Origin of the sequence: Vallitalea pronyensis (genome assembly GCF_018141445.1) — a bacterium.
GTDB lineage: Bacteria > Bacillota > Clostridia > Lachnospirales > Vallitaleaceae > Vallitalea > Vallitalea pronyensis.
Window position 1 is genome coordinate 2,078,769 of sequence record NZ_CP058649.1, and the last position, 13,540, is coordinate 2,092,308.

The window sequence follows — 13,540 nt, forward strand, 5'->3', positions numbered from 1 at the left end:
AAATTTGCTATCTTAAAGGTCATATTGAAATTATAATAAGCATGGCTTATAATGAATCCATGGATTATGTGCTTGATTTATATCATTGTATTTACTGAAAGTATAATGTTCAGGTAATAATGACAATAACAAATACAATGATGAAGAGAAATAACTAAAAAAAGAGGAACGTACATGAAAAAGCTAGAACGCCTTACAGGCATTATCTATGCCTTAAAAGAAAATAAAAAAATGACGGCTAAAGCATTAGCCGACTTTTTTGAGGTTAGTGAGCGTACCATTTATAGAGATATGGATGCTTTAGCCCAGCTAAAAGTGCCCATTGTATCCTATGAAGGTTATGAAGGTGGTTACCGAATACAGGATAACTATTTTCTACCCAGCCTGCGTCTTGATGATAAAGAAATATTATATCTACTCCTATGTATCCAAGCAGGTAAAGCTATAAAAGTACCCAATATGGATAAAACTTCTGAGACATTGACACATAAACTACTCAATATGCTGGATGAGCAAAAAAAAGAACAATTTCAAAAAATACTCCTCAGGGTAGGCCTTAACATGGAAAGAATATTACCAGATTGTTACTGTGATGGTTTATTTGAAGGTATCATTGAGAGTTTTATGACTTATAAAGACTTAATCATGACTTACTATACACCGTTAAGAAATGAGCAGATTAAAAGAAGGGTGACACCTTATCGCCTGATGTTTAATAGTGGTGGATGGTTTTTATATGGTTACTGTCACCTTAGAAAAGGTGACCGCTGTTTTCGATTAGATAGAATCAAAGAGATAGCATTATCACATATGGATTATACTCAAAGAGTTGTGGATGCTTATAATCATAAATTAAAACAATCACATAAAAAATATAAAGTTCGGCTGGAAATGGATAAGCACCTGTATGAAGTGATGAAAAACGATGCGATACTGTATAATGGTGACATGATTAAGCTTAGAGAAAAGGTAGAAATAACTGTAGAAACGGATTATTTGATTGAATACATCTTATTAGCTATCGAAAATCATGATGAAGTAACAATTTTAGAACCTAGGGAATGTATTGATAGCATTAAAGCCTGTTGTCACAAAACTTTACAGAAGTATAATCAATAGATGAAGACTAGAAATAGGATTTTTTCATTAATAAAACAACTCTGACATGACCTTGTCAGAGTTGTTTTGTTAAAATAAGAAAAGCAGAGTGTAAGGTAATGTAAAAGACAAAGAATATAAAGAGATGATAATTCTATCTGAGTAATTTAAAGGAAAAGGTGATAAAATGAATGATAAGGCATTAAAAGAATTCTTGGCACCTATTCGTGATAACGAATGGAAGATACCTGCTGACATCAACAACGACGCATTATTGGAAGACTTGCTAACACATATTGGTCATATTGATCCTGTATTAAGGGATCATTTAGTGCTTGAATGTCTATGGACGTTAATTGATAAGGACTACCTTTCAGACGATAAACAAAAATGGCTATTGGAACAGCTTATGTCAGAAAAATACCTCTTCTATGGTGTAGGTAAAGAAGATAATGATTCTGTCTTTACTCGAACGTTTTCAGTGCTTATCGTAGGAGTATTGGGGTATAAACTTCAAGATTTTGACTATCATGCCGTATTAGAACCGCTGATAAGATATGGCTATGAAGAAGTGGATTATAGAGGATATGTACAAGGTAAAGGATGGGCACATGCAACAGCACATTTATCCGATGCACTCAACAGCTTTGCACAGCATCAACAAGTTACGGAGATGGAATTAAAGAAACTACTAGCTTTAATTCAAGCAAAAATTGGAGTCAGTAAGTACGGTTATATCCATGGTGAAGATGAAAGAATGGCAAGAACAACAGAAACCATATTTAGAAATGACCAGTTGAACAAAGTAGATATCATTAACTGGGTAAAAAGCTTTAAAAAGGAAGAAGGAGATTATGATGTTGTCTGTCTTAAGAATGGCAATGTAAAAAACTTTCTAAGAAGCTTATATTTTAGATTAAGAAAATCAGGATATGATCGTGAGATTATTGACGTAATAGACAATGTTATGATTGAAGAGTTTTCAGTAAGGTATTAAGTCTGTAAGAATAAATGAGCGTTTAATACAACATAACCTTAGTATAATACTTGGTTTAATATGAACAAAATTGCCATAAGAAAAGTAGCTTTCTTATGGTCTTTTTTTTGTTTATTGGGCAGGAAATAGACCGTGAAGTTTGATGTATTAATACATACTTCTCAAAATATATATAATACTGGGGGATGATTAGATGATACTCATGATTAGAAAACGCATATTTTTAATAATAATCAAATATCTTTTATTACTATTAGCTGGTATGTCTTTAATGCCTATTTTAGATTTACTATCTGTCTTTTCCAAAGATAATAATACGATAACTTCAGATATGGTATTTAAAGTTAAATATTTTATTGAAGGGAGTGTAGTTATAAGTGATAAGTCATATGTACCGATAAAGAATGCTAGAATTATTCTTATTAATGATAATACTGGAGTTATTATGCAATCAGGCTTAACAAGTGAAAAAGGAATCTGGAAAACCACTGTATCAGTTAACAGAGATCCAAGATTTAAAAACAGGAAGATAGGAACGATTACAGTAATAACTGTTGCTGATGGCTATAATGAAACCATTCATTTTAATGTGCCAGTTAATGAATATAAAAACACAATAAATCATAAAACAATAATAATGAATCCCATTGTAGCGGAAAGAAGAAATGAGCCTTCGTATAAAAACGGAGAGTTTCATAGATTTACGGTGTTTGATATGCTAGATTATTATGCAGAGTTAGTTGGGTTAAAAAAACAACCTGAAAATCAAAATTATGGAATGCATCATTGGAGTCCAAGTCTCAAAGAATAATATACATTTTGAAGAATTATTGAAAAGTAGTAATGTAAGAGAAGGTTTTCACAATGCTTGTTAACATATTGAAGTAGACATTTATCATTTATTTGTTATAATAACTAGAATAACTATTGAATGATGATACTTATACAGAAGGAGACATTATGATTAGAAGCAGAATACATGAAGCCTATAAGAAGAATACGCGATATCCATGGGTAATCGTAGCATTATCTGTACTCACCGTGTTTTTCTCAGGACCAGGACAAACATATTTCATATCAGGGTTTACAGAGCATTTTATTGAAAGTTTTAACTTAAGCCGTACCACCGTATCCGTTTACTATTCGGGAGCCACATTATGTGCAGGTTTATTACTGATGTTAATAGGACGACAGATTGATCGATGGGGACATCGTAGAATGACATTAATAATAGGTAGCTTGTTAGGCGTTACATGTTTTGCCATGGGGGTGTTACCATCAGCCATGTTATTGATATTGGCTTTTTTCTGCTTACGCTTATTTGGACAGGGTTCCATGGTGTTATTACCTTCCACCTTAGTTCCTAATTGGTTTACCCGTAAGCGTGCTATGGCACTTAGTCTTGTCACGTTAGGAGGTGTGGTAGGTTCGGTTGTGATACCACCCATCAATACATACTTATTATCCCTTATGCCTTGGCGTCGTATTTGGTTTGTATGGGGAGGATTATTATGCATAATTTTCATACCTTTAATCTATCTCTTTCTGTATGATAAGCCTGCAAATGTAGAACAGGAAAATGCTGTAACCACACAGGAATCCGATGATCGTGATGGTTGGACTCTTAAGGAAACGGTGGTATCAGGTGGATTTTGGAGAATGGCATTCAGCCAATCCATACCTGCTCTCGTTGGAACAGGTTTGTACTTTCACTTAGTTTCTATTATGGCTTCAAAAGCGTTAGGACCAGAAGTAGCGGCAATGACCCTTAGTGTGATAGGATTATGTTCATTTCCAGCTACATTTATTGCGGGTATGGTACTTGAGAAGGTAAAAGTTCATCATATCTATGGTGTAAGTTTCATCATACAGTGCATAGCTTTATATGTATTAGCCACCACCAAAACAATGGGTATGATCATCCTATATGCCATTATGACGGGTGCTGTTACTGGCTTTCAGAATGTATGTCGAAGGCTTATCTGGCCAGAATACTATGGTAGGAAGCACCTAAGCACCATCAGCGGACTCACCATGACATTATTAGTCATCGGATCTGCCATAGGTCCCATGATGATTGGAGCAGGCTATGAGCGTATTGGCAATTATGAGCAAGTTACCTATATGATGATAGGGTTAACAGCAATAGCGGCATTATTTTCTATCGTATCACCAAAACCTAAAAAGAAATAAGATGGAGAAACATCTCATTCCGTTAGAAGAAGACTTTATCTGTTAAGAACAATGAGTTTTTAACGTCTAGTGTTCATTAATTGTTTACAATTTAGATACAATATATGTATTGAATACATGGCTTTATTTGGTTATAATTATACCCGTGACAATAATTAACCTTTCTTTTGTGAAAGATTTGATTATACAGAAAATAGGTGTTATTGTTTTTTTATGTAGCAAAAAACAAGGACTTCATGATAGAATAGACTATTGAAATAAGCTGTGTTTAACGAGGATACAGTTCTAAGTACTTAGGAGGTATATGATGGAGAACAACATGACAGTAACAAATGAGCACTTAATTACCAATCTGCGAGAAGAAATTGGTAAGGTGATTATTGGACAAGCCTATATGGTTGACCGAATCATCATCGGTTTATTAACTGGAGGACATATTTTACTGGAAGGGGTACCAGGACTGGCTAAGACATTAACAGCCAGTACAATAGCTGAAGCAGTTGGAATTGATTTTCAACGTATTCAGTTTACACCTGACCTGCTTCCTGCTGATATATTAGGTACGGAAATTTACCATCAAAAAACAGGCGAGTTTGTTATCAAACAAGGAGCCATCTTCTCCAATCTGGTTCTTGCAGATGAGATTAATCGAGCTCCAGCAAAAGTGCAATCGGCTTTACTGGAAGCCATGCAAGAAAAACAAGTCACCATTGGCGACACCACCTATCAGCTTGACCTGCCATTCTTAGTCATAGCTACACAGAATCCATTGGAACAGCAGGGTACCTATCCATTACCAGAAGCACAACAAGATCGTTTTATGTTGAAGCTTAAAATCAAATACCCTTCACGAAATGAAGAAAGTGAAATTATTGATCGCTTTACAACAGGCAATTATAAGACACCATCCATGCATAAAATTATCTCCGCACAGGAGATCATGGGATTACGAGAGCAGATTAACGATATCTTTATTGATGAACATATCAAGAATTATGTTTTAGATATTGTATTAAAAACCAGAGAACCCTCACCTTACATAGCAAGTGGTGCATCACCTCGAGCATCCATTAACCTGATAAAAGCAGCAAAAGGCAGAGCATTCTTAGAAGGCCGTGACTATGTCTTGCCAGACGACGTGAAGGCAATGGTCTATGATGTGCTTAGACATCGTGTGTTACTAACCTATGAAGCGGAAGCAGAAGATTTACAGGTTGAGGATGTGATAAGCGATATTCTTGATACCATAAATTTGCCTTAGGTTACATAACCGGAATAAGCAGTTTTTATCCATAGGTATAGAATATTTATCTCAATGGAAGATAGGATAACATTACATATAAATTAAGGGATTATGGTATGAGACATACAAGATAGTGTTTTGTAAGAGAAGGAAGGTGACTTAGGTGCTTTCTGCAGCGTTAGTCAAAAAAATAAGACATATCGAAATCAAATCCAAAAGATTAGTGGATGAAATATTCTCAGGTGAATACCGATCAAGTTTTAAAGGTAAAGGTATGGAATTTGAGGATATTCGAGAATATTATCATGGTGATGATGTAAGAAATATAGATTGGAATGTAACGGCTAGGCATAACCAAGCCTATGTCAAACAATTTAGTGAAGAACGTGAATTAAACATGTTTCTGATGATTGATGTCTCCCATTCCAATGATTTTGGAAGGAAAAAAGAATTAATTGCGGAGATTGGTGCCACTTTATCTTTTTCAGCCAACCGAAACAACGATCGCGTGGGCATGATTCTCTTTACAGATAAAGTTGAGAAGTTTATTCCGTCTCAGAAGGGCAAGCGACATGTGTTATCCATCATTGATACCATCTTAAGTTATACGCCTCGGTCAAAAGGAACCCAGATTAAAGAGGCTCTCGACTATTATAACCGCATTATGAAAAGAAGAAGTGTGCTCTTTCTGATATCCGATTTTATGGATGAAGGTTATGAAGATGCCATTAAGAGCATGTCTGGAAAGCATGATTTAATTATGATTCGTGTCATGGATCCTATTGAGGAACGGATTCCATCAGGAGCAGTCTATACCTTCGAAGACCTGGAAACTGGAGAGATTATGACGGTGGATAATCATAAGAATCAAATCGCATTAGAACCTGCTAAAAGCCTGAATAAACATAACATGATATCCATCTACACCAATGAAGATTATGTCAAAAAATTAAAAATGTTTTTTATGAAAAGAGGGTTAAGATGAGAAATATAAGCTTTAAACGCCCGTTACTTATATGCCTCATTTGCCTATGTGTCATGACCAAGCCTATTATGGCAGAGGAGCGAAATATCTATATTGGGGATTTAATTACCCTAGACATTAAGTCTCAGGCTGTTGATGAAGAAGCACTGCGTGAGGCGCTCACAGCGTTTGATGTTGTTGATATCAAAGAAACAAATGAAGGTTATCAGGTTACAATTCGTTCATTTGAACCTGGTGATACCACCATTGCAATAGGCAATCAAGATATAACAATAGCCATAGCTTCCACCCTAGAGGACATGCCAAGAGATGATATATTTGAAGGCGACTTGACACCAAGAGATGATGGAAAAAGCGTTCCTTGGTTCATACTTTACATGGTCATCATTGGTGTGTTTGTTCTGAGCGGATGTATCCTCCTTATTGGTAAACTTAGGAACCGTCAAGCAAAAGAATTGCCCCCTTATGAGCGATTCAAATCAGCTCTTGAAGCGGTAGATATATCGACAGCTTCAGCTTTAGTGGAGATGACTGCCATCCTTAAAGGATACATGGAAGTTGTGTTTCAATGTAAGATTATAGGGAAAACATCGGGAGAAATCATGATGGAAATTCAGTATATTGAGAGTACTAAGCCCTACCAAAGAATCGTTAAACAATGGTTGAACCAATGCGATACCTATAAGTTTAGTGGTGTACAAGTGAATGAGGATCAGGTAGAGCAACTACGTTTAGAACTCATACAAATAGGGGTATCTATTCATGAGAAAGAAGAGGTCGTTATATGAGAATAGCATATTGGTACGTTTTATTGCTTATACCCATTGTTATCTATTTTTTCTTACGAAAGAAAAAACAGTCATCCCTTAAGTTTTCTGATGTAAACCTTTTAAAGCGTCAAGGTAGTAAGAAGTCATACAGGTATAAGATTGGTCGATATTTGATTTTACTAGGAAGTATTCTTTTCATAATAGCCTTATCTCGACCAAGAATCCCCAAGCATATGAACCCTTTCATGGAGAAGGGTATTGATATAGCCATGTTACTGGATGTATCCGGTTCTATGGAGTCTGTGGATTTTGAACCCAATCGATTAGAGGTCGCCAAGTCGACTATGAATGATTTTATTAAGGAACGACGGCAGGATAGAGTGGCATTGGTTGTTTTTGCAGGAAATGCTTATACCCGCATACCCCTAACCCTAGATCATACCATGGTTATGAGCTCCGTTAAAGATGTGGATGTGTCATCGGTGAAAGAACAGGGAACGGCTATTGGTATGGCCATATCCGTCGGTATGAATCGCTTGAAGAAAAGTGATTCTGCTTCTAAGATTATGATTCTTGTAACAGATGGTGATAATAATGCTGGTGCCATAGACCCCTTAACAGCAAGCCAGTTATCAAAAGACTTGGGTATTAAAATATATACCATTGGTGTGGGTACAGATAAGACGATTATACCTGTGGATTATTTCGGTGTGACCCAGTATCAGCAGATTGAAGGTGGTCTTAATGAGGAGCTATTGAAGGATTTAGCAGAGGCAACAGGTGGAGCGTATTATCGAGCGAAGGATTCTAAGGCATTAGAAGATATATTTATGACGATTAATCAGTTAGAGAAAACGAATTTTGAACACGATCATTTTAGAGAATATCATGAATTGGCTTATATGCTTATCAAGATAGGGTTAATCGTACTTGCCCTTGGCCTATTCTTAGATCGCTATTATTATATTCAGATTCCCTAATAACTTAGATTAATCAGAGATTGATAAGAAGGAGTAGAGAATAGTGTCCCAGATATTTAAATATCCTAATCATTATATATACATGGTTATTCCCATTATTGTTCTGCTCATATTGGTTTTGGGCAGGCGAAAAAAAGCGGGCATTTTAACCAAAATGCGTTTAAATCTAACCATGAAATACGAAAAAATACGGATTGTGATAATCGTCGTAAGCTTAGTCCTCCTATGTATTGCACTCCTTGGACCTCAGAAACTAACAGGTACCATGGAAGTGAAGCGTGAGCGTTTGGATATCTATGTCTTACTGGATACATCCAAAAGTATGTTGGTAGAAGATACTCTGCCCAATCGATTAGAACGCGAAAAACAGATTGTGCATCATATTCTAGCGTCGTTGGATGGTGATCGTATCGGTTTTATACCTTTTTCTTCCTCGGCTTATATTCAGATGCCACTAACGGATGATTACAACATGGCTAAGATGTTTTTAGATGTGGTGGATACGGACATGATCGGTGGAGGCGGCAGTGATGTAGGAAAAGCCATTAAATTAGCGTATGACTCCTTTGAACGGACAACCTTAGGTGATAAAGTTATTCTCATTATCAGTGATGGTGAGGAACATGATAAAGAGAGTGAAGAGGCCCTTAAGGCAATCATGGATGACCAGTTAAAAGTATATGCTATAGGAGTAGGAACCAGTGAAGGTGGACTTATTCCCATATATAATGAGACAGGTCAAGTCACCGATTATAAAAAGGACAAGAACGGTAATCCTGTCATGTCGAAGCTGAATGATGCCACGTTGAAAGGGCTGGCCAAGATTGGTCATGGTGCATATTATGCTTCAACCATGGATGCTCATGAGGTCAATGCCTTTTTGTCCAGCATTGCATCCTTAAAAAAGGATGGTAACACCACAAAGGAAATTAATCAATATCAACAATTATATCCTTACTTTCTCGGTATGGGATTAAGCCTATTCTTAATAGCTTACCTTGTACCCGTTAGGAGGCAGAAGATATGAAACGTGTTTTTATCGTATCGGGTTTGGTGATGGTTTTAATGACATTGCTAATCATTACAAGCATAATTAAGCTTAATCAGAACGTATCCCAAGCCCTGGCCACGGGTAATGGATATTATCAGGAAGAAGCCTATGAAAAAGCCAAAGAAGCTTATGAAGGCGTTATAGAAAAAGAGGAAAAACATCCCCTGTTACAGTATAATTTAGGCCTAGTAGCTTATGCCATGAAGGATTATGAACAAGCCATCGAGCATTTTAGTCAAACAGAGAATAGCTACATGATGTTAGGTAATGCATATTATCGACTGGGGAGTGGGATGCAGGACCCAAACCAGCAGATGCAAACCTATCAACAAGCCCTTGAGCAATATTTATTGGGCATAAAAGCTGACCCTGGTCATATTCCATTAAAGTATAATTATGAATATCTAAAAAAATTGATTGAGGATCAGCAGGAGCAGCAAAATCAAGACGATCAGAATGAAGATGAAAATCAGGACCAACAAGAAAATCAAGACGATCAGAATCAGGACAATCAAGAAGGCCAAGAGAATCAGGACGACCAGAACCAAAATCAGGAAAACGAAGAAAACCAAGAAAATCAAGATAGCGACAATCAAGACCAAGAGAATCAAGATGAAGAAAATAAGTCTCAAAGTAGCGACAACCAAGACCAACAAGAAGATGAGCAGCAACAGCAAGACCAGCAGGGTCAAGCCGGTGAACAAGATGAAGAATCGGAGCAAGAGCGTCAAGCTATAGAACAAGTGCTAAGGATGCTGGAACAACAAGAAAAAGAAAGCCTTAAGAATAACCAAGCCGTTATAAATCAAGGTAAGGAGGAAGCAAATGATTGGTAAACGACAATTGAGAAAAGCAGTTTTATTAAGCCTGTTTTTTCTAATCATCATCATGCAAACCATGTCTATTCAAGCGGAGGAAGCCCGTATACGTTTGGATATGGATAGCCTTAACCTTGAACTTGGCGTCAGTACGAACATGACGTTAACCTTGGAAAATATCAATGGGGGAAGACTGAAGTCCATTGAAGGTATTGAGCATTTTGAGATTTTATCCAGTGGGCAATCCCAGAACACAAGCATCGTTAATGGGAAGACCACTCAATCCATACAAGTGAATTATGCTCTTATGCCTAAAACCACAGGAGACTTTACCTTAATTGGCTATGTGGAATATGAAGGGAAGACTTATGAAACCAATGCGCTAGAGGTTCATGTAAGCGAGCAGAGCAGCAAATTAGATGGTGAAACAGAAGATATCTTTCTGAAAACCAACTTGTCCAAAGAGAACGCCTATTTTGGTGAAAAACTTGTGTTGACCTATGAATTGTATTCACGTTATAGAATTGATCACTATGGATTCAAAGATATGGTTCAATTAGATGGTTTCATAACCAAGGATTTTTCGGAAGAACAATTGAAAAGTAATTATGTCACCATTGATGGGAAGAAATATGTCAAGTATGAAGTCAAGAAAATGATTCTTAGTCCTACTACTTCAGGGGCTATGAACATTCCGTCCTATCAACTTGAAGTCATTTTAAGTACAGGTGATTTTTTCAGTCAAGGAAAATCCATGTATTTGAACTCGGATGCGTTGGATGTTCAAATACAGCCATTACCAACAGAGAATCAACCAAAAGATTTTACAGGACTCATTGGACAACTGGATGTACAAGCAACATATAGCCAAGAAGAAGTAGCTTATGGACAATCCCTGTCACTTCATGTGAAGTTATCCGGTAATAGTAACTTAGAATTGGTGGATAGCATCTTTCCAAAAGATATGGATAACTTTACAGTGTATGAGACAGAGAAAGACCTAAGAGAAGACGTAATAGGCAACGATTATGTGGCAGAAAAAGGATTTGAAATGATTCTTGTTCCCAAAGCTACAGGTGAAATAACCATTAACCCTATACAGATCACCTATTTTGATGTGGTTACGGAAACTTATCAAGATGCTGTGATTTCTGGAAAAACCATTACAGTGAATGGGACCATGCCAACAGTGGCATCACAAACGGGTAATGCTGGGGTAGTAGAACGCCAACAGATGATTATTAATCAGATTAATCCAGTACAATTGGATGAGGCTTACTTTACATTAAAGAAAAGTCATGTCTACACAGGTATAGTAATCATACTCTTGCTAATCACGATACTTGCAATCTTCTATTATATGCGAATGAAAAATAGAAAACGGGATAAACCCTTACAAGCCATCTATGAGCGTGTGAAGAAAGCTAAGGATAATCAAGATTATTACAATATACTGAATGATATGATTAAGTATCGGTATCACATCAGTATAAAAGCTTCTAGCCGAGAAGATATTAAGCAACACATTCTTAACCCAACAGTAGTAGCGTCTGTTTTTGATATGATGGATATGATGGAAAACAATTTTCAGCAAGAGCAAAAATCCAATAGTCACATAAAAGAGATGATGAAGAACATCTATCAGGAGATAAAAAAGAAAAAGCAGATGTGTTGAGATGATAAGTACATCTCGTCGTGTAGGTATCTATTTACAATATAAGGTTAAGTGATAAGAAAAGGCTTTAACGATTTAAATATCAATCGTTGAGGTCTTTTTAGATGAAGAAATCTTTATGATGGTAATCATCTATTGTGCTTAGGGGCTATTATTAAGCTTAATGTATATAACAAAAAAAAATATAACTTGACTTTACCCTTACGGCAATGTGTAGACTTGGATGTACGACAGATAAGAAAGGGTGAGTCAAGATGCAGAATATCCTTCATATAAGGAACCTAACGAAAAAATATAAGGATAAAATAGCTGTTCATAAACTTAACCTAGCGGTGGAGAAAGGTGAGATATTTGGTCTGCTAGGGCCTAATGGGGCAGGGAAATCAACAACCATAGAATGTGTGTTAGGCACCAAAGCAAAAAACGAAGGGCAGGTGGAGTTATTAGGCCAAAAGCTGGGCAACTATAACAAAGAACTGTTTCAACAGATCGGTGTACAATTTCAAGCCAGCCATTACCCGGATCGTATTAAAGTGAAAGAAATGTGTGAATTGATGGCATCTCTCTATGTACACACAGTGGATTGGCGTGTTCTCATACAGGAGTTTTCATTAGAAAGTAAGCTTAATCAGTTGGTTTCCTCCTTATCAGGTGGTGAACGACAGAAATTATCCGTTGTATTAGCCCTTATCAATTCCCCTAAGATTGTCTTTCTGGATGAACTTACAACGGGACTAGACCCTCAAGCCAGGCGTGAAGTATGGTATTATTTGAGGTTATTACAAGAAAAAGGTGTCACCATATTTTTAACATCCCATTATATGGATGAAGTAGAAGCCCTCTGTAATCGAGTGCTCATTATCCATAACGGTGCACAAGTTATCAGTGGGACACCAGACGAAATTATTCAAAAGTCAGATGCTAAGAATCTAGAAGAAGCCTATCTTCATTATATAGGGGCTGTAGGAGGGAAGCGATGAAAACAATTCGTGTGTTATTTAAGACGGAGTGCATCTTAGCCATAAGGGAATTCTCAGGGGTATTATTCGGTATTTTATTACCAGCAGGACTCATATTACTGCTGGGTGTTATCTATCAAGGAGAGATGGTTGAGCAAGCATCATACTCAAAAATCCAGCAAGCTTTTGGTGGGGTCATCACCATTGGAATATGTGCTACAGGATTAATGGGTATTCCTTTAACCATCACCAGCTATCGGGAGAAGAAAGTTCTCAAACGTTTCCAAGTAACACCAACATCACCCATGAACCTGCTATTTGCCCAAGTCCTAAGTCAATTGGTTTTTGCAATCCTATCCTCTGTCATCGTATATCTTATTGCCAAGCTTGCGTTTGGGTATGCCATGATAGGGTCTGTGCTTGAATTTATACTGACATATTTACTCGTTACAGCGTCAATTTATGCTTTAGGGATGTGTATAGCCAGTATATCCGACTCCATTAAAACGGTCAATCTGCTCTGTACCATTATCTATTTTCCAATGATTTTTCTATCTGGTGCAACGGTACCCTATGAAGTGATGCCAAAAGGTCTTCAGGCATTTGCACAAGTAATGCCTTTAACCCATGGTATAAAATTATTAAAAGGTGTCTCCCTGGGTGAACCAATAGGAAGTTTTACGGTATCCATAATCATATTGATTTTTACAGCAATTATGGGTATGCTTATATCCATAAAGACTTTTAAGTATACCTTCGATTAAGGAGAGA

Annotated in this window: 13 protein-coding genes; all 13 read left to right on the plus strand. The window is 36.7% G+C overall.

The window, feature by feature from the left end; all coding sequences use genetic code 11:
* Positions 1–174 precede the first annotated feature (174 nt).
* The 13 genes from HZI73_RS08550 to HZI73_RS08610 all read left to right on the plus strand — a co-directional run bounded on the left by HZI73_RS08550 (position 175) and on the right by HZI73_RS08610 (position 13,533).
* A complete protein-coding gene (locus HZI73_RS08550; protein WP_212697830.1) occupies positions 175–1,119 on the plus strand; it encodes a helix-turn-helix transcriptional regulator in 945 nt (314 codons plus the stop codon).
* A gap of 166 nt (positions 1,120–1,285) precedes the next feature.
* Positions 1,286–2,095, plus strand: a complete 810-nt coding sequence (locus HZI73_RS08555; RefSeq protein ID WP_212697831.1) for a DUF2785 domain-containing protein — start codon at positions 1,286–1,288, stop codon at positions 2,093–2,095.
* Between the two features lie 193 nt (positions 2,096–2,288).
* On the plus strand, positions 2,289–2,906 hold the full coding sequence (locus HZI73_RS08560) for a carboxypeptidase regulatory-like domain-containing protein (RefSeq protein WP_212697832.1): 618 nt from the start codon (positions 2,289–2,291) through the stop codon (positions 2,904–2,906).
* 149 nt (positions 2,907–3,055) lie between these two features.
* A complete protein-coding gene (locus HZI73_RS08565; protein WP_212697833.1) occupies positions 3,056–4,288 on the plus strand; it encodes an MFS transporter in 1,233 nt (410 codons plus the stop codon).
* Between the two features lie 304 nt (positions 4,289–4,592).
* Complete coding sequence (locus HZI73_RS08570; RefSeq protein WP_246552416.1) at positions 4,593–5,549, plus strand: AAA family ATPase; 957 nt, start codon at positions 4,593–4,595, stop codon at positions 5,547–5,549.
* A gap of 145 nt (positions 5,550–5,694) precedes the next feature.
* Entirely contained in the window at positions 5,695–6,516 is an 822-nt protein-coding gene (locus HZI73_RS08575; RefSeq protein WP_212697834.1) for a DUF58 domain-containing protein, read from the plus strand.
* A complete protein-coding gene (locus HZI73_RS08580) occupies positions 6,513–7,304 on the plus strand; it encodes a hypothetical protein (protein ID WP_212697835.1) in 792 nt (263 codons plus the stop codon). Before HZI73_RS08575 ends, HZI73_RS08580 begins: the two co-directional genes overlap by 4 nt.
* On the plus strand, positions 7,301–8,266 hold the full coding sequence (locus tag HZI73_RS08585) for a vWA domain-containing protein (protein WP_212697836.1): 966 nt from the start codon (positions 7,301–7,303) through the stop codon (positions 8,264–8,266). Before HZI73_RS08580 ends, HZI73_RS08585 begins: the two co-directional genes overlap by 4 nt.
* A gap of 43 nt (positions 8,267–8,309) precedes the next feature.
* Positions 8,310–9,293 (plus strand): vWA domain-containing protein, encoded by a 984-nt coding sequence (locus HZI73_RS08590; RefSeq protein ID WP_246552418.1) that lies wholly within the window; start codon positions 8,310–8,312, stop codon positions 9,291–9,293.
* A complete protein-coding gene (locus tag HZI73_RS08595) occupies positions 9,290–10,153 on the plus strand; it encodes a hypothetical protein (protein ID WP_212697837.1) in 864 nt (287 codons plus the stop codon). The genes HZI73_RS08590 and HZI73_RS08595 overlap by 4 nt, the downstream gene beginning before the upstream one ends.
* Positions 10,143–11,810, plus strand: a complete 1,668-nt coding sequence (locus HZI73_RS08600; RefSeq protein ID WP_212697838.1) for a BatD family protein — start codon at positions 10,143–10,145, stop codon at positions 11,808–11,810. The genes HZI73_RS08595 and HZI73_RS08600 overlap by 11 nt, the downstream gene beginning before the upstream one ends.
* A gap of 254 nt (positions 11,811–12,064) precedes the next feature.
* On the plus strand, positions 12,065–12,790 hold the full coding sequence (locus HZI73_RS08605; protein WP_212697839.1) for an ABC transporter ATP-binding protein: 726 nt from the start codon (positions 12,065–12,067) through the stop codon (positions 12,788–12,790).
* Entirely contained in the window at positions 12,787–13,533 is a 747-nt protein-coding gene (locus HZI73_RS08610; protein WP_212697840.1) for an ABC transporter permease, read from the plus strand. Before HZI73_RS08605 ends, HZI73_RS08610 begins: the two co-directional genes overlap by 4 nt.
* Positions 13,534–13,540: the final 7 nt, after the last annotated feature.